The sequence below is a fragment of the Rossellomorea aquimaris genome (assembly GCF_000935355.1).
GTDB lineage: Bacteria > Bacillota > Bacilli > Bacillales > Bacillaceae_B > Rossellomorea > Rossellomorea aquimaris_B.
The window spans coordinates 1,413,390-1,430,170 of sequence record NZ_JXZC01000001.1; the positions used below are offsets into that span (position 1 = coordinate 1,413,390).

The 16,781-nt window shown below is 43.7% G+C and carries 15 protein-coding genes and 2 tRNA genes; 2 read left to right on the plus strand and 15 right to left on the minus strand.

Annotated features, from left to right (window positions below):
• Positions 1-82: 82 nt before the first annotated feature.
• Positions 83-988 (plus strand): LysR family transcriptional regulator, encoded by a 906-nt coding sequence (locus TV75_RS07065; RefSeq protein WP_052504446.1) that lies wholly within the window; start codon positions 83-85, stop codon positions 986-988.
• A gap of 65 nt (positions 989-1,053) precedes the next feature.
• On the opposite strand, the gene nfsA is transcribed toward TV75_RS07065, so the two are convergent.
• From nfsA to queG, 4 genes are all read right to left on the minus strand, one after another.
• Positions 1,054-1,803: an oxygen-insensitive NADPH nitroreductase gene (gene nfsA / locus TV75_RS07070; RefSeq protein ID WP_044337901.1), complete on the minus strand. Its 750-nt coding sequence runs from the start codon at positions 1,801-1,803 to the stop codon at positions 1,054-1,056.
• Positions 1,804-1,890: 87 nt separating this feature from the next.
• Complete coding sequence (trmL, locus tag TV75_RS07075) at positions 1,891-2,364, minus strand: tRNA (uridine(34)/cytosine(34)/5-carboxymethylaminomethyluridine(34)-2'-O)-methyltransferase TrmL (protein WP_044337902.1); 474 nt, start codon at positions 2,362-2,364, stop codon at positions 1,891-1,893.
• A 66-nt stretch (positions 2,365-2,430) separates the two neighbouring features.
• Complete coding sequence (locus TV75_RS07080) at positions 2,431-3,303, minus strand: amidase domain-containing protein (RefSeq protein ID WP_437176702.1); 873 nt, start codon at positions 3,301-3,303, stop codon at positions 2,431-2,433.
• Positions 3,304-3,397: 94 nt separating this feature from the next.
• The gene (queG, locus tag TV75_RS07085; protein ID WP_044337904.1) at positions 3,398-4,531 is read right to left on the minus strand and encodes a tRNA epoxyqueuosine(34) reductase QueG; all 1,134 of its coding nucleotides are present in this window, start codon (positions 4,529-4,531) and stop codon (positions 3,398-3,400) included.
• A gap of 120 nt (positions 4,532-4,651) precedes the next feature.
• On the opposite strand from queG, the gene TV75_RS07090 reads away from it, so the two are divergent.
• Positions 4,652-5,323: a B3/B4 domain-containing protein gene (locus TV75_RS07090; RefSeq protein WP_044337905.1), complete on the plus strand. Its 672-nt coding sequence runs from the start codon at positions 4,652-4,654 to the stop codon at positions 5,321-5,323.
• A gap of 378 nt (positions 5,324-5,701) precedes the next feature.
• On the opposite strand, the gene TV75_RS07095 is transcribed toward TV75_RS07090, so the two are convergent.
• From TV75_RS07095 to TV75_RS07150, 11 genes are all read right to left on the minus strand, one after another.
• Positions 5,702-6,670 (minus strand): sugar phosphate isomerase/epimerase family protein, encoded by a 969-nt coding sequence (locus tag TV75_RS07095; protein ID WP_044337906.1) that lies wholly within the window; start codon positions 6,668-6,670, stop codon positions 5,702-5,704.
• A 12-nt stretch (positions 6,671-6,682) separates the two neighbouring features.
• Positions 6,683-7,723 (minus strand): Gfo/Idh/MocA family protein, encoded by a 1,041-nt coding sequence (locus TV75_RS07100; protein WP_044337907.1) that lies wholly within the window; start codon positions 7,721-7,723, stop codon positions 6,683-6,685.
• A 17-nt stretch (positions 7,724-7,740) separates the two neighbouring features.
• Positions 7,741-8,766 (minus strand): Gfo/Idh/MocA family protein, encoded by a 1,026-nt coding sequence (locus tag TV75_RS07105; protein WP_044337908.1) that lies wholly within the window; start codon positions 8,764-8,766, stop codon positions 7,741-7,743.
• A gap of 22 nt (positions 8,767-8,788) precedes the next feature.
• Entirely contained in the window at positions 8,789-9,514 is a 726-nt protein-coding gene (locus TV75_RS07110; RefSeq protein WP_044337909.1) for a ThuA domain-containing protein, read from the minus strand.
• A gap of 15 nt (positions 9,515-9,529) precedes the next feature.
• Positions 9,530-11,104, minus strand: a complete 1,575-nt coding sequence (locus tag TV75_RS07115; protein WP_044337910.1) for a response regulator transcription factor — start codon at positions 11,102-11,104, stop codon at positions 9,530-9,532.
• Positions 11,085-12,896 carry a sensor histidine kinase gene (locus TV75_RS07120; RefSeq protein ID WP_044337911.1) on the minus strand — a complete coding sequence of 604 codons (1,812 nt, stop codon included), beginning with the start codon at positions 12,894-12,896 and terminating at the stop codon, positions 11,085-11,087. The genes TV75_RS07115 and TV75_RS07120 overlap by 20 nt, the downstream gene beginning before the upstream one ends.
• A gap of 140 nt (positions 12,897-13,036) precedes the next feature.
• A complete protein-coding gene (locus tag TV75_RS07125; protein ID WP_044337912.1) occupies positions 13,037-14,314 on the minus strand; it encodes an ABC transporter substrate-binding protein in 1,278 nt (425 codons plus the stop codon).
• A gap of 82 nt (positions 14,315-14,396) precedes the next feature.
• Positions 14,397-15,224 (minus strand): carbohydrate ABC transporter permease, encoded by an 828-nt coding sequence (locus TV75_RS07130; protein ID WP_044337913.1) that lies wholly within the window; start codon positions 15,222-15,224, stop codon positions 14,397-14,399.
• Positions 15,224-16,120 (minus strand): carbohydrate ABC transporter permease, encoded by an 897-nt coding sequence (locus TV75_RS07135; protein ID WP_172655666.1) that lies wholly within the window; start codon positions 16,118-16,120, stop codon positions 15,224-15,226. Before TV75_RS07135 ends, TV75_RS07130 begins: the two co-directional genes overlap by 1 nt.
• A gap of 469 nt (positions 16,121-16,589) precedes the next feature.
• Positions 16,590-16,663, minus strand: a tRNA-Gly gene (locus TV75_RS07145).
• A gap of 4 nt (positions 16,664-16,667) precedes the next feature.
• Positions 16,668-16,751 (minus strand) — tRNA-Leu (locus TV75_RS07150).
• Positions 16,752-16,781: the final 30 nt, after the last annotated feature.

Below are 16,781 nucleotides of genomic sequence, written 5' to 3' on the forward strand. Positions count from 1 at the left end.
ACAACTTTTAGGGTATCACGGCTTGATTTATATGAATAATATCTATTAAATTGTATTATTATATATTTTTTATATAAGAGAGGTGATTTCCATTCTGGACCTTAAACAACTGCGCTACTTCATGACGATTGTGGAAGAGAAAACTATACTTGCTGCAGCAAAACGACTGCATATGTCTCAGCCCCCCCTGAGTCAGCAGCTTCGCACGATGGAAAGGGATCTCGGTGTGAGCTTGTTTTACCGGAGGGGAAGAAAACTGGTGATTACTGAGGCTGGTAAAGCCCTATACCAGCATGCTTATCAAATGCTCAAGCTAATGGAGGCTGCAGAAGCAGAAGTAAAAGAAGTTGGTTCAGGAGAAAAAGGCAAGCTGAGGATTGGTGTAAATACATTATCTGATAGTGATTTGCCACATATTTTAACAAAGTATGAAAAGAACTTCCCGAACATCACCTATAACATTCATCAAAACGAATCCTCACAGCTCATTCATCTTTTAGAATTACGCGAGATTGATGCTGCTCTGATCCGACTGCCTTTTTCAGCAGACAATATAGCGAAGGTGATCCTTCAAGATGAGCCATTTTTCTACATCACAAATGTTCCGACTTCAAGTCATGACAGGATTACATTAGAAGATATTGTTCAAAAGCCATTGATCCTTCCCAGTACACAAAGTTTGGGCTTGTACGAAATGATCGTCCAGTCATTTATATCAATAGGGTTGACGCCTTATATAAAGGCAGAATGTTCGGATACCGTCCTCCTTGCCAATCTTGTAGAACAGGGATTCGCTTCCTCCATCGTTCCCCATAGTGCTCTGCAAGTATTTAAGCATAAAGATGTTCAACTGTTGGAAATCGAGAACATGAACAACGCAAGCTACGGGATCGTATGGAAAAAAGACTTCTATCTGCCTAAGACAACAAGGGAGTTCATACGGTTAGTCACAGAACATTTTAAAGTCGAGTTTCCGGAGATGGATTGAAATAAGCCCGAAAAGGATTTGAGCCTTTCGGGCTTTTTCTATGATTATTTATCTGAACACGGTTTCTACCTTTTATTAAACCCTTTCTTCTCCACAAATTCCTTCATATACATGCGTTTCTTTCCTGACAGCATCTTGGCCATTTGCTCTGTCCATCGATCTGATCGTTTACCCGCCGTTCGTGCATGATAATAGGAAGAGATGGTTTCGTCATAACGGTCGAGTCCCTCTTTCATGACCCCTTCCTCACGTTGGTATGAATCCTCATGGTAAATGGCTTCCATCGGCAACCTCGGCTTCATATCAGAACTTCCTTCAGGGAAACCGACAGCCAGCCCGAATAAAGGAATGACGCGATCAGGAAGCTCCAGCAGTTCACTCACTGATTCCAGATCATTCCGGATCCCACCAATATAGCAAATGCCCAATCCCATGGATTCAGCGGCAATGGACGCATTTTGAGCCGCTAGGGAAGCGTCAATCAAAGCCACCATGAATTTCTCCGTGCTTTCAAGTGTTGGAATGACATCTGCATTTTCCCATTCTCCTATTTTTTCGTGGCGGTACAAATCGGCACAGAATACAAAGAAATGACCATTTTCTTCTACATATGATTGTGGACCGGCAAGCTCTGAAAGCTTCTTCTTTTTAGCAGGATCCTTTACACCGATGATGGTATATGCTTGAATATAACTCGACGTACTCGCAGCCTGGGCACTCGAGACAATTGTCCGGATTTGCTCCTCTGTTAAAGGCTCATTCTTGAAATGACGAATGGACCGATGCTTAAGAATCGTTTCAATGGTTTCGTTCATTATGTACTCTCTCCTTCACATTCTTTCCCTTAGTATAATCCAAATAAAAAAAGGAATGAAAATCATATGATCCTCATTCCTCGTTTTTTATAAAAGACCCGGATAATTTCTTTGCCTTAATGCTTCATAAATCAAAATTGCCGCTGTATTGGAGAGGTTCAATGAACGGACGTTTTCGTTCATTGGAATCCGCAGGGCTCGATCTAAGTTATTTTGGATGATGTCATCCGGCAATCCGGATGTTTCCCTTCCAAAAATAAAGAAGTAATCCTTCTCTTCCACACTGTAATCAAAGTCAGTGTGAGGGATCTTTCCATATTTTGTTAAGTAGAAGAATTCACCGCCATCGTTTTTCTCGAAAAACTCCTCAAGCGAATCATAGTATACAATGTTTACAAACTGCCAATAATCAAGGCCGGCCCGCTTTAACATTTTATCATCTGTAGAGAATCCGAGCGGACGGATCAAGTGCAGAGTGGTATCCGTTGCTGCACACGTTCTCGCAATATTCCCTGTGTTGGCAGGGATCTCTGGTTGATATAATACAACATGTACTCCCATGTTACTGTCACCTCATTCATAAAACTCTAAGTGACATTATACCATTTCCTCCCCACAGAACAAGACTTAGCGGTCATCTACTATTGTAAAAAATCTATATTTGATATTTGGTGTATAGGCAGTCGAGTCCTCATACTTCCAATATCGCATTCTGCTATTGAACGTATGGGCATTCACCAGAGGCTCCCCTGCAGCATCTTTACCCGTTACGATCGTTGTATGGTCAAAGCGCCCATCCCCTTCGAAGTCATAGCAAATGACATCTCCGAGCTTTAACTCTTTAGCATCATTCACCTGTCTACCCCTTAACCCCACCGTCGAGTTCGGGATATACCATCTCATGGAATTCGCCACCGTCCAGCTATAGCTCCAGTTCTGATTTCTCATCCACCAGCCCTTTCCCTTGGCCGGATATCCACGCATGGGGGCATCCCCGGCATGGAGGCATTGAGAAATATAATTCGTACAATCATTCTCAAACTTCTTATACGCAGGATTATAGCTGTTCCACCATCGTTCAGCATACCGCACCGCACTCAGACGATCATAATGGTAGTTCACTCTTTCCTCATTCTCGTAGAGGGAGAAGCTATCTTCATGTTCCATTTCTTCATAGTGAATCGGAATCTCTCTGTCTTCATAGATTTTATCCTTATAAAAAGTTGCACACCTCTTCTCTACTTCTTCTTCCAAATAAAGAAGATCACCCTGCTTAATAAGATATTTATAGTGAACATCGTATAAAATGGTTTGTGTTTCATTACGCTGTGGTGTCATGCCTCGGATTTTCCCTGCTGCATCCACCTTCACAATCTCCGCATTCCGCTGAAGACAAGATTCCTTCTTTCTTTTCACTTTGTCACTGTGATAGTCTGACTGACTGCGTGATGTGTATTCATCAATCACATGTTGGACATTTTCCATTAACAGCTTTCTGATCATTGTCTTCCCTCCTCCCTAATGGTTATGCGGGGAGAGGACTGTTCAAAACAAAAAAGGATAAACTCAGGTGAATTGAGCTTATCCTTTTGGACTATTTGATTATAAGGTTTAGACCCTTTTGAATTTCGTTTAGTACATCGTCATCTGTTTCCACTGACTGTTGTTTCAGTAGTGCCTCTTGTGCTTCTCCCCCGCCTATTTTGCCCAGGGCCCAGGCAGAGGTACCCCGGATGACAGGCCGCACATCTTTTTTCATCACATCAACGAGATCTTTAATGGCGGTTGTATCCTTATAATGGGCGAGTGCGATGATCGCGTTTCGCTGAATCGGCTTCTTTCCTCTCCATGAACCGGATACATGACCGTACTTTTCTTTAAACTCACGATTACTGATCGTTAACAGCGGTTTTAATAGCGGCTTCGCAATCTCTGGATCAGGCTCCATCTCTTCATGGAAGTGAAAGTCCATTCCTTTATTTTCAGGACATACCGTTTGGCAGGTGTCACATCCATAAAGGCGGTTCCCAAGCTTTACCCGATACTCATCCGCAAGAAAGCCCTTTGTTTGCGTCAAAAAGGCAATGCATTTCTGAGCATCCAGCTGACCGCCTTCGATGAGGGCGCCCGTTGGACAGACATCCACGCATTTATTGCATGTGCCGCATTGGTCTTCCATCGGTGTATCAGGGGCAAACGGAAGGTTCGTCACCATTTCTCCGAGGTATACATAGGATCCGAACTCAGGTGTGATAATCGAACAGTTTTTTCCGCTCCAACCAATCCCGGCACGCTCTGCCACGGCACGGTCAACGAGTTCACCCGTATCTACCATCGATTTGAAACGTGCCTGAGGAACTCTTGATACGATATATTCTTCCAGTTTTGAAAGACGATCCCGGAGCACATGGTGATAATCCGTCCCCCATGATGCCCGGCAGAATATCCCCCGTCTCTCTCCCCGTTTGCTTTGTGGAGCGTCCTTCATCTTGGAAGGATAGGCGAGAGCAATGGCGATGATCGATTTCGGTTTATCGAATATCAAAGAAGGATCAACCCGCTTTTCTATGTCCTTTTCCTCGAACCCGGATTGATATCCGAGCATTTCCTGGCGCAGGAGTCTGTTTTTCATTTCGGAAAACGTATCCGCCGTTGTAAAGCCAATCTTATCAATGCCGATTTCCTTGCTGTACGCAATAATATCCTGCTTTAATCGATCCATATCCATTGCCCTTTCCTCCTTTCTGATTCTGATGATATATTTTATAAGCGCTTATAAATAAGCTTACGTGAAATAGCAATGTGTATTATGATAAACTATTTTAAAACAAATGTGGAGGGAAAATAAGTGGAAATCACGATCGATTCATCCATAACGTCCAAAATCCCTGATTTTAAAGTGGGCTTCATTCAATACCATCATATCGAAGTCGGAGCTTCTCCTCAAATGCTGAAAGGCAGACTTCAGCTATTCCAGGAATCCATCTTCTTTGATCTTCATGATAAAAATGTGACAGAACTGGAAGGGATCGCGGCGTGGAGGGATATCTTCAAGAAAACAGGAAAAGATCCGAATCGCTACCGTCATTCAGCCGAAGCCCTCTTTCGCCGGGTTAAAAAACAGAACTACCTGAGCACCATAAATTCAGCCATCGATCTCAACAACTTCTTCTCCCTTCAATACGAAGTGCCCATCGGCATCTACGACTGTTCAGGTCTCAAGGGGGATGGCATCGAGTTAAAAGTGGGGGAAACAGGACAAACCTACATAGGGCTCAACGGGCGGGAAAATTCCCTTGAAAACCTGATTGTCGCATGTGACGGGGACGGACCTTTCGGAAGTCCATTCGTCGACTCAGACCGGGCCCCCGTCGGTGAGGGAACCAAAAATGCCGTTCAGATCATCTTTCTGAAGCCTTTCCTTTCTATAGAAGAAAGCGGGAAACTGACGAAATCGTTGATGGATATGTTCATCAGGATCCATGGTGGAGAAGGATCGTTTGAAGTGGTGTGCGGATAGAAATTTGTGCAAGGTCCCTGGTTGGGGTCTTGTTTTTTTATGGAGATTGTACGATAATCCATTGCTGATCTTCAGAAATCTCAGCCGATCTTAAAGTTCTAAAGCATATTCCATAGACAAAGTGGCATTTCCAGCCCGATTTCGACCATGGCCGCGAGTCAATCCGGCGGAAAGCCACGATGATCCAGCCGTTTTTCCCGATAATCCAGCCGAAATCACAATTAATCCGGCCATTTCTTGTGAAAATCCGGTCGATTTTACAAATAATCCAGCCGATTTACATTAACTGCAAATTAAACACTGCATATGAGCGACTATCACTATCGCGCCAGTACCCCACAAAAAAAAGAGAGCCCAATGGACTCCCTTCTTACCAATCTACACCCACCACATATCCGACGGCTGCTCTTCAATCAAGATAGATTTCAAATTCTTCACCGCACGTCCAAAGCCTTCTTCAATCGACATGATCGGATCCTCGTGCTCAATGCTTACGACATAATCGTATCCGAATGTGCGCAGCGCACTCATCATGTCGGACCATTCCTGCAAGCTGTGCCCACAGCCCACTGAGCGGAATGACCAAGCTCTTGTCTGGATGCTGCCGTAGGGCTGCATATCCGTCAGACCGTACATGTTGACGTTATCCTGGTCGATATACGTATCTTTCGCATGGAAATGGTGAATCGCATTTTCTTTTCCCAGGATTTTAATCGCGGCAACCGGATCGATTCCTTGCCACCAAAGGTGACTGGGATCCAGATTCGCACCGATCGCGTCACATGTTTCTTCACGAAGCTTCAACAACGTATATGGAGTATGGACAAGGAAACCTCCGTGCAGTTCAAGACCGATCTTAACATTATGATCCTCTGCAAGCTGACCCATCTCTTTCCAATATGGAATCAACTTTTCTTCCCATTGCCATTTAAGGATATCCCCATATTCATTCGGCCAAGGGGATACAGGCCAGTTTGGGTGCTTTGCTCCTTCATGGTCGCCTGCCGTTCCTGAGAAACAATTCACGACAGGTACGTTCATCAGTCCGGCAAGCTTGATCGTTTTCTGAAGTGCCACATGGGATTCTTCCGCAAAAGCTGCATCTGGCGAGATCGGATTTCCGTGACAGCTGAAGGCACTGATTTGAAGTCCTCTCGATGTTACTTTTTCTAAGTATTCGTTTCTCTTTTCTTCACTTTCTAAAAGAGCGTCCAGGTCACAGTGAGCATTTCCAGGATATCCTCCCGTGCCGATTTCAACTGCGTGAAGTCCGGCTTCTTTTACATAATCCAGCATTTCATCAAGATTCTTCTGTGAAAATAATACAGTAAATACACCTAGTTTCATTTGTGCTTCCTCCTATTTCAATCGGATGCTTTGTCCGGTTTCACTGCTTTTGTAAATGGCATCAATGATTTGAGACACTTGCATGGCTTCCTGGGGCTTCACAACCAGCTCCTCTAAACCGAGACAGCTGTTGATAAAGTTCCGGGCTTGTGGAAGACTCGGATCATCTTCACCGGGAACCCAATCCGCTTCACTATTCAAAAGCATGCCATGTTTCATTTGGTTCATTTGGAACGGGAATAGATCGATTCCCCCCGTTTCGCCTGAAATGCTCATGCTTTCTTCATCGCTCTTGACGTTTGCAGACCAAGACGTTTCAAAGAGCATGGAAGCACCGTTATCGAACTTGATATAAGCCGTGACATGGTCGTCGACTTCAAATTTCTCTTTATCAAAGTCTCCCCACAGATTCACTTGATCTGGCATTCTACTAAGCTTGTTATAGGCCGTCCCTGTTACTTCGACAGGTGCAGGGTTCCCAAGGAGCCATATGGATAGATCCAGAAAGTGACACCCGTAGTCGATCAGGCTGCCACCACCTTGAAGCTCCTTATTGGTAAATACTCCCCAGCCAGGAACTTTGCGGCGACGTATCGCCCTTGCCCGTGCGACCATTGGTTCACCGATTTCATCTTCCAGGATGACACGCTTTGCCGCACGTGAATCCTTCATGAAACGATAATGATAGGCGATAGCCAGAACCTTCCCTGACTGTTCCGCAGCTTCGATCATCATTTCACATTCTTCAGGAGTCATGGCCATCGGTTTCTCACAAAACACATGGAGCCCGGCTTTGAGCGCTGCAATCGTGATTTCCGCATGAAATTTATTCGGAGTACAGATCGTCACAGCATCCACATGCCCGAACATGTCCCGATAGTCACTGAACACGTTCGGAATGCTAAAGGTTTCTGCCACGGTTTGAGCAGTGACAGGATTGATATCACTGATCGCTTCAATGGATACAGAATCTGAAAGTTTTATAAAAGTAGGGATGTGGCGCGTTTGGGCAATGCCCCCTACGCCGATCACTCCCATCCGAAGTTTAGTCATTGCTGCATTCACCTCTATTACAATTTTACAATCCGTTTTGTTTCACTTGATTCCAAGGCAGATAATACCACTTCTAACGATTTCTTTCCTTCTTCCCCTGGAACAGGAGGCTCTGCATCATGAAGGATGCTGTCGACAAATTGATCGATCACACGGGAATTCGTCTGACCGCCCTCGTCATTTGTCTGAATACCGCCAAGCTCATACTTCACCACTTCTCCGCTTGAGTATTGAACGATGAGAGAGTTGACCGGATCATCCTCTAAACGTAGGATGGCCTTCTCTCCATAAATGATCGTAGAGTTGTCTTCTTTCGAAACATAAGACCAGCTTGCTGCAAGGGTACCGATTGTACCGCTTTCGGTTTTCAATACACAGACAGCCGTATCATCCACATTTGCATTTTCCTTTGCACTTGTTTCAACAAAGGCACCGACTTCTGCAAATTCTTCCCCTAAGATGTACCGAAGGAGATCGGTTTTGTGTACACCAAGGTCACCCATGGCACCGATGAACGCTTCATCTTTTTTAAAGAACCAGCTGTCTTTCCCGTCAGCACTCCAGCCTTCAGGTCCACCGTGACCAAATGCAGAACGGAAGCTGTAGATTTTACCTACTTCACCACTTTCAATCAGCTGCTTCGCTTTTTGATGAGAAGGGACAAATCGCTGGTTATGAGCGATCATCAGTTTTTTACCGTTTTTAACAGCGGCATCGATCATGCCTTGAGCTTCTTCACTTGAAGTGGCCATAGGCTTCTCACATAATACATGCTTACCCGCGTTAAGTGCATCGATGGAAATCGGAGCATGCAGGTAGTTCGGTGTACACACACTCACAGCTTCCACTTCAGCGTTTGCCAGTAGTTCTTTATGATTGGTATACGCTTTCGCTCCGACGGCATCGGCTATTTTCCATGCCCGTTCTTCCACGATGTCACACACTGCTACCACTTCAACGTTTTCATTGTTTGCATATTCCGGCAGATGACGATGCTGGGCGATGCTTCCACACCCGATAACCCCGATTTTTAATTTACTCATGATTTTTTCCTCCTCTTGTTCTTTAGTTAGATCCTTTGATTTCTTCTAACGGCTGTGCGTTTCCGTATACCGGTCTCGCATGATCTACAGGTGATGCCCATTTCACTGCATTGACGATGACCTTCTGAACGTCTTCATTGTAATAGGTCGGATACGTTTCATGCCCCGGACGGAAATAGAATACTTTCCCGTTACCACGCTGATACGTACACCCGCTCCTGAATACTTCCCCACCTTCGAACCAGCTCACCATCACAAGCTGATCAGGGGCCGGGATGTCAAAATGCTCCCCATACATTTCTTCCTTTTCCAGTTCGAAGTATTCCCCTAAACCGGCTGTAATCGGATGGCTTGGATCGACAATCCAGATGCGTTCTTTCTCATCAGCTTCCCGCCATTTTAAATCACATGAAGTGCCCATCAATGTTTTGAAGATTTTAGAGAAATGGCCTGAATGAAGGACGATTAAGCCCATTCCGTCAAGGACACGCTGCTTCACTCTTTCAACCACTTCATCAGACACTTCATCATGGGCGATATGTCCCCACCACACCAATACGTCTGTACCATCCAACACATCTTCCGTCAATCCATGCTCATTTTCGTCTAATGTAGCCGTTTTCACATTGAATGATGCTTCTCCCAGGAAGGAGGCAATGGCGCCATGAATTCCTTCAGGGTACACCTCTCTCACTTTCGGATTCTTCTGTTCATGACGATTTTCATTCCATACTGTAACGTTCAACATTGTAAAACCTCCAAGTTATGTGTTTGATTGTAAGTGCCGGTATTCATTCGGTGTCATACCGACGTGCTTCTTAAATACTTTGCTGAAATATTTCTCATTCCCATACCCTACACCATAGGCGACTTCATAGATTTTTAAATAAGGATTTTCAAGCAGTTTCTTTGCTTTTTCCATCCGGATATTCGTAACGTAATCCGTGATGGTAGATCCATAATCCTGTTTGAACTTACGTGAGATATATTCCCTGCTTAGGTAAAAGCGATCGGCAATGTCTTGAAGATTGATTTCCTCTTGATAATGCTGCTGAAGATATTCTTCAATATGCTGCATATTGTTCTTTTCCCGCTGATACTTTGCCTTTGAGAGGGTTTGAATTAATTCACTGAATTCTTTCGCTTTTTCCTCTTTAAATTTCCTGAACGAAAACGAGCCGTCTTCATTCCAATAATCCAGGCCTCTATAAAATTGTGCTTGATGCTGAATCTCATACTCTTTCAACCAATTATTCCGTAATAACTCAAATTGATTTTCCCATACCTGGAGCTGCTCCAGTGAGAGTGCATGACCTGTTTCCAGCTGTGAAAATACCCTGTCCAACTGGGATTGAACCTGCTCCCGGCTCCCTGAACGGATTGCCCATTTCAATTCATTGGAGTGATCCAGCAAATGCAGAAGGGGCTGTCTATTGACATCTTTATGGGTGACGATTTTCTTTTGATCAAGCAGGGAATGCTTAAGATAAACCTGTAAAGCAGATTCATACGCTTCGTTTACTTTCTTAGACTTCTGTCCAAGTGCAATGATCGTAAAGAGTTTACTATATTGATAGATCAATGAATAGATTTCTTCTAACAGATACGTCACATTTTTATCGTTCCAGAAGAGAATCACAAGCTCTTCCTCTTTGTTCCCATTACGGAAGCAAACCCCATCATTTTGCTTTCGCAGCAATTCATTGCAAATATTGCTAAGGGTAAAGAAGGCAAGGTCCCGGTCTCCTTGAAAGAGCTTCTCCACGATCGGTTTGATGGGGATGAGGGCAACGGTCTTTTGCAACTTTGTAATGGCAATCCCAAACTCCTGTTCAACCTTTTCTACCATTTCTGTGGTAATACTCTCCTTCGCACAGAGACTTGAGAATAACCGATCCCAATATAGGGGCTTTACCTCATTCATCACTCGATTTTCCTCGACTTGGGATTTTCTTGATCGAGCCTGGTCATTCCACTCTTTTACCGCTTTATCCAGCGTTTCATTTAACACATCCGGTTCAATCGGCTTCAGAATATAATCAAAGCTTTTATAAAAGATCGCGTTTCTCATATACTCGAAATCATCATACCCGCTTACAACGATGGTTTTGCTTTTAAGGTCAGAGGCATGAAGCCATTTCAAAAGATTGATGCCATCCCGCTTCGGCATCCTCATATCAGTGAAAATGATTTCCGGCCGGTGCTCTGTGATCAATTCGATGGCTTCGTCCCCATCTTCTGCCTCCAGAATGGTGTGGATCCCATGCTTGTCCCATTCCGCTAATAAAAGTAACCCCTCACGCACATGCTTTTCGTCGTCAATGATGATTGCTTTCATTTGCTTCACCCTCCATTCTTATTGGCAGTCTCATGGTGACCATAAAGCCTCCCTCATCATGATTTTCAAGCTGTAAAGTGGCATGGTGATCATAGTAGAGCTTTAAGCGAACGTAAACATTCTTCAGCCCAATATTGGTCTCATCCCCTGTTTTATTCCATGCATCTGCTTTAAAATGGTCCCTTATATCAAGAAGTCTGCTTTCCGTTACTCCAACACCATTATCACGGACAACCATCACCAACTCTTCCTCATCCTGAAAGCAAGATAGCCGTATACGCCCTACCCCGTCCCGGATATCGAATCCGTGCTTGAAGTAGTTTTCAATGAGAGGCTGAAGGATCATCTTCGGTACTGGGATCTCCATCACCTCATCTTCTACCTCTACACTGTAATCCAGATTTTCACCAAAACGTTCTTTTTGTAAAAGAAGGTAGGCGTTCGTGTAATTGATTTCCTTGCTTAATGGAACAACATCCTCCTCCATATTCATCCCGTACCTCATAATTTTGGAAAGGTGGGTGATCAGGGAGTAGATTTGCGGAACCTTGTTCTTTAAAGCAATCGTTCCAATGGATTGCAGGGCATTATAGAGAAAATGCGGATTGATTTGAGACTGGAGGACCTTTAATTGATTCGTCTTGTTCTCAAGTTCGAGCTTGTACTCACGATTGATCAAATGATTGATCCGCTCGATCATCTGCTGAAACCTGAAGCCAAGGATCCCGATTTCATCGGAACCGAACGATTCAGGCTGCACCTTCATATTCCCTTTTTCAACCTGTTGGATATTTTGAAGCAGAATCCGTATGGGTGAAGTAATTTTAAAAGAAACAAATAGTGTCGCAAGCACCACAAGGGATAGCCCAAGAACTCCAAACAGGATATTAATCTTTGCGACACTAAATGCGCTTTCATAAAGATTTACGTAAGGAACCCGCTTCACTAACAGCCAACCGCCGGCCGAAGCTGGTAGCTGGTCGTACATCATAACCCCGTTGAAGGAGTCCTCCTTCCACTCGAGGGTGCCTGATACATCCTTTGATTCCATTATCCTCTTAATCCACTTCTGGTTGTTGCCATCGTCCGACACATCCCGGTCCGAGCTATAAATCATTTCCCCTTCCGAAGAAAGAAGATAAAATTCCTCTGACTTAGCGTTATACAGGTTTCTACTCAAATCTATGATTTTGTCAGGAGAGACCTCCAGTGAAATATACGCAAGCACCTCATCACCGGGAACGTTTCGGAATGCCCGGTGAATCGTGACAATATCCTTCGAACGGTTAATATTCTTTTCTTCCTGACTATGTGTGGGTTCAATATACATGTTATAAGGGCTGCGTTCTGCATTTCTGAAGGATTCCCATTGAGAATCCCTTACCTTACTGGAAAATACGACAGTAGAGCGCTTTGTTGCCGAAATGACGCGTTCACCATCTGCGAAGGAAATTCGTACCCCGTTAATGGTATCACCCGTGTAGAGAATCGTTTGCACAACATTCTTTACAATGCCGATCGTCAAGTAATTATTCTCTTGGCCGGGTGATCTCATGAAATTAATAAAATCAGGATTATTATAAAGTGATAGCGTTAACCCGTTGAGCTCATTAATATAGCTCTCCAGATTCACCTTTCCCTGATAAAGAAGATTGCTGCTCTCCTCCACCACCTGCTCCTCTATGGAATCCTTCGTATACAAATATGTAATAATAATCGAACTGCCGAACGGCACAATCGTCGTAATCATCAACAACACAATCAACTTATTCCGAATGCTGGTCTTTAACATGAGGGACGGACCTCCCAGGTCTCACTTATACACTAGTATAAAGTGTTTTTCCCCGCTCTTGGAAGTATTTTTTCGAAATATTCCTATTAAACTTATAAAATAGAAAGCATGCCGGGTAGACATGCTTTCTATTATTTCACTTACTTCAAGTTATCCCATGTTTGCTGGAATCGCTCAAGTACAGTATCGTAATCAATTTTGCCCGCAGCATATTCCTGGATCGTTGCAGCGAATTCCTTATTCGCTCCATCCGGCCATTTGAACCAAGTCCAAGGAATCGTCTTCTCTTCTTTAGAGTAGTCAAGGATGGACTGACCTAAGTCACCAAGACCATTCGGCTCGATGTTATCGAATGCCGGGATGAACGCAAACTCTTCCGTGATATAACGCTTACCGGTTTCAGATGAAACCATCCACTCCAAGAAAGTTTTTGCTTCTTCAAGATGCTCTGAGTTCTTGTTTAATACCCAGTTATTCGGTACACCTACAGGAAGGCGATCAGCACTATCATCATTGCTGATAGAAATTGGCAGGAAGCCCATGTTGATCTCAGGATTGATCTCAGTGATCATGTTCTCCGTCCAGTTCCCTTGTTGAAGCATCGCAGTTTCACCAGAAGCGAAAAGCGTTACTTGTGTATTATAATCCGTCGTTAATGGGTTATCATTTGCATACTTAAGTTCAGCATCTAACACTTCTTTGAATTGCTTGAACTTTTCATTTCCTACGATTTTCTCAGAACCATCATAAAGTCCAGCGATGAACGCATCCGGATCTTCCTGCTGAGCAAACGGAATGTTAAGTAAATGTTGACCAATTACCCACCACTCGCCGTAACCGGCTGAGAATGGTGTGATCTTCTTCGCTTCAAGCTTCTTCGCAGCGTCTTTTAACTCATCAATCGTTGCTGGCGGCTCAGTGATACCCGCTTCTTCAAATAAATCTTTATTGTATACAAATCCATAGCCTTCAAGGTTGACCGGCATACCATAAAGCTTACCGTCTTCATCCGTCATCGGAACTTTACCGATTGGAAGAACATGCTCAACCCATGGCTCACCGGAAAGATCCGCTAATTTCTCTTTCCAAAGCTCTAACTCTTTAAAACCACCGTTGTTGAAAATGTCCGGCTCTTCACCAGAAGCAAATTTCGCTTTTAAAGCGGCACCGTAATCGGCACCTCCACCTACTGTTTCAAGCTTAATCTTAATGTTTGGATGCTCAGCTTCGAACTCCTTGATCATTTCTTGAAGCTGATCAGCAATTTCAACCTTGAACTGGAAGAAATTAAGGGTTACTACATCGTCACCTGATCCAGACTCTCCGCCTGATTTGCTTGTAGTGTCTTTAGAAGAACAGCCGGCAATAATTCCAAATACTAAAACCAAAGACATACAAAGTAAAAGTATACGTTTCATAAATGGATTGACCTCCCTGATATAAAATATTTTATATAAATTTCTGTATCAATGATAGACCATCTTGACAGAAACTTTATATCTACTTAATTGACCCTGAAGCAATACCTTTGATGATATGCTTCTGTAAAAACAAGAAGAAAATGATAATGGGAGTAATGCCAAGCACCAATGCTGCCAGACCCATATCCCATTGCTTCGTATACTGAGCGAAGAACGAGCTTGCTGCGAGTGGAATCGTGCGCAGCTCTGCATCCTGTAAAACAAGAAGCGGAAGCAGATAGTCATTCCATATCCATAAAGTGTTCAGAATGATCACAGTCACTGTTATCGGCTTAAGTAATGGGAAGACAATTCTCCAGAACACACCAAACTGACTGCACCCGTCAATCATCGCGGATTCTTCAATCTCAATCGGAACGGTTTTCACAAATCCATGATACAAGAAAAGGGAAAGTGGTACGCCGAATCCGAAGTACATAAGGATCAAACCTGGAATGCTATTCGTAAGCCCTAACGTTCCCCCTACCTTCATAAGAGGGATCATCACTGTCTGGAACGGAATGACCATGGCTGATACAAAGATGACAAATAAGATTTTGCTGAACTTCCCTGGCGTACGAACCATTTTCCACGCCGCCATCGAGCTGATGATCACTAATCCAATATTACTGAAAACGGTGATGACCAAGGAGTTCCAGAATGCACGTGGGAAGTTGATGATCTCCCACACTTTTGCATAGTTAGAGAAAACAAATTCCTTTGGCCACGCAGCCGCATCGATCAAAATCGCTGCAAATGGCTTCACCGAGTTGATCAGTACGAAGTAGAAAGGAATAAGGAAAATGAGCCCTATGACAATACCGATGATCTCTAATACAAACGTTCTTTTCGTATAGCGATTGCCCATTATGCCTGAACCTCCTTCTTCTTCGTCACCATCACCTGAACCGTAGTAAACACTGCCACTACCACAAAGAACAGGATCGATTTGGCTGTCCCGAGGCCATAGCGGTTGTTCTGGAACGCCTCTTGATAAATATTGATCGCCACAGATTGTGTAGAATTGAATGGTCCCCCACCTGTTAACGAGATGTTCAAATCGAATATCTTAAAGGCCATTGAAATCGTCAAGAAGAAACAAATCGTGAACGCCGGTAAAATCAATGGAATGATAATTTTCGTCAACAACGTCCAGTTTGATGCCCCATCTATCCTCGCTGCTTCAAGCAGTGAGTTGTCCACCCCCTGTAAAGCTGCTACGTAAATGACCATCATGTATCCCGAAATCTGCCATGCAAACACGATGACAATCCCCCAGAATGCCGTCGTCTCATCACCCAGCCAAGGCATCTTAAAGAATCCAATCCCCGTCATATTCCCAAGTGAGGCAAACCCTTTAACAAAAATGAACTGCCAGATGAACCCGAGTAGCAATCCACCGATCACGTTCGGAATAAAAAACACTGTCCGCAAAATGTTTCTCGTCTTCAATGCTGCATTCAGCAGCAGCGCAAACCCGAAACCTATCAAGTTACTAATAATCACGGCCGCAAACATAAACTTCGTCGTGAACATAAAGGAATTAAAGAATGTCTTATCATCTGTGAAGATCTTTTTGTAGTTATCAAATCCAACCCACTCTACAACTGAGCTGACACCATTCCATGAGGTAAACGAATAATACACACCCATCAAAAATGGAAGAATCTGAATCACTAAGAAAAATATAAGTGCCGGTCCAACAAAGGCAGCATACGTCAGCAAGCTCTTATACTTGAACTTCTTCTTCGTCACTGCTTTCATTTGTACGTCTCTACTTACCGGTCCAGTCTGAATCTTTGGTTCCACCCGTCTCACCACCCTTAATTATGTAATCGCTTTCTTATATTATAATGGTAGCGCTTACTTAAAAAGGGGAACTCAATTGACAAAGAAGGTGTAAAATTTTGACTAGATGGGTTTTGGTCGTGTGTGGTATGGGTAAATGAAATGGTTGGACTTCTTTGGTTTAGTTAGGTGACCCCAGCGTGCAATGGGTTTTTGAAAATAAAATCCTGGAATTGAAAATAAAAGTGGAAAATTTGAAAATAAAATCGTGGAATTGAAAATAAATGGTCCAGTTTTGAAAATATATTTGTCTTGATCGAAAGTAAATGGAGCGAAGTCGATTAGATAAACGTCAATAACGATGAAAGTCATGCTAAACAGATGAATTTCATAATTAGACAATAAAAAAGACTTCCTCATATGAGAAAGCCTGTCGTATGTAAGTTGGAGCGGGTGAAGGGAATCGAACCCTCATCATCAGCTTGGAAGGCTGAGGTTTTACCACTAAACTACACCCGCGATGTGGTACCGGTGGCCGGGGTCGAACCGGCACTCCAGAGGAACACGATTTTGAGTCGTGCGCGTCTGCCTATTCCGCCACACCGGCATTACATTTGGAGGCGGCAACCGGATTTGA

Coding starts and splice junctions, on each gene's coding strand:
- queG (WP_044337904.1), bottom strand. CDS start 4,531: ATGGATATGGATCGATTAAAGCAGGATATTATTGCGTACAGCAAGGAA.
- trmL (WP_044337902.1), bottom strand. CDS start 2,364: ATGGGAGTACATGTTGTATTATATCAACCAGAGATCCCTGCCAACACA.
- TV75_RS07095 (WP_044337906.1), bottom strand. CDS start 6,670: ATGAAACTAGGTGTATTTACTGTATTATTTTCACAGAAGAATCTTGAT.
- TV75_RS07105 (WP_044337908.1), bottom strand. CDS start 8,766: ATGAGTAAATTAAAAATCGGGGTTATCGGGTGTGGAAGCATCGCCCAG.
- TV75_RS07110 (WP_044337909.1), bottom strand. CDS start 9,514: ATGTTGAACGTTACAGTATGGAATGAAAATCGTCATGAACAGAAGAAT.
- TV75_RS07100 (WP_044337907.1), bottom strand. CDS start 7,723: ATGACTAAACTTCGGATGGGAGTGATCGGCGTAGGGGGCATTGCCCAA.
- TV75_RS07115 (WP_044337910.1), bottom strand. CDS start 11,104: ATGAAAGCAATCATCATTGACGACGAAAAGCATGTGCGTGAGGGGTTA.
- TV75_RS07120 (WP_044337911.1), bottom strand. CDS start 12,896: ATGTTAAAGACCAGCATTCGGAATAAGTTGATTGTGTTGTTGATGATT.
- nfsA (WP_044337901.1), bottom strand. CDS start 1,803: ATGAACGAAACCATTGAAACGATTCTTAAGCATCGGTCCATTCGTCAT.
- TV75_RS07135 (WP_172655666.1), bottom strand. CDS start 16,120: ATGAAAGCAGTGACGAAGAAGAAGTTCAAGTATAAGAGCTTGCTGACG.
- TV75_RS07130 (WP_044337913.1), bottom strand. CDS start 15,224: ATGGGCAATCGCTATACGAAAAGAACGTTTGTATTAGAGATCATCGGT.
- TV75_RS07125 (WP_044337912.1), bottom strand. CDS start 14,314: ATGAAACGTATACTTTTACTTTGTATGTCTTTGGTTTTAGTATTTGGA.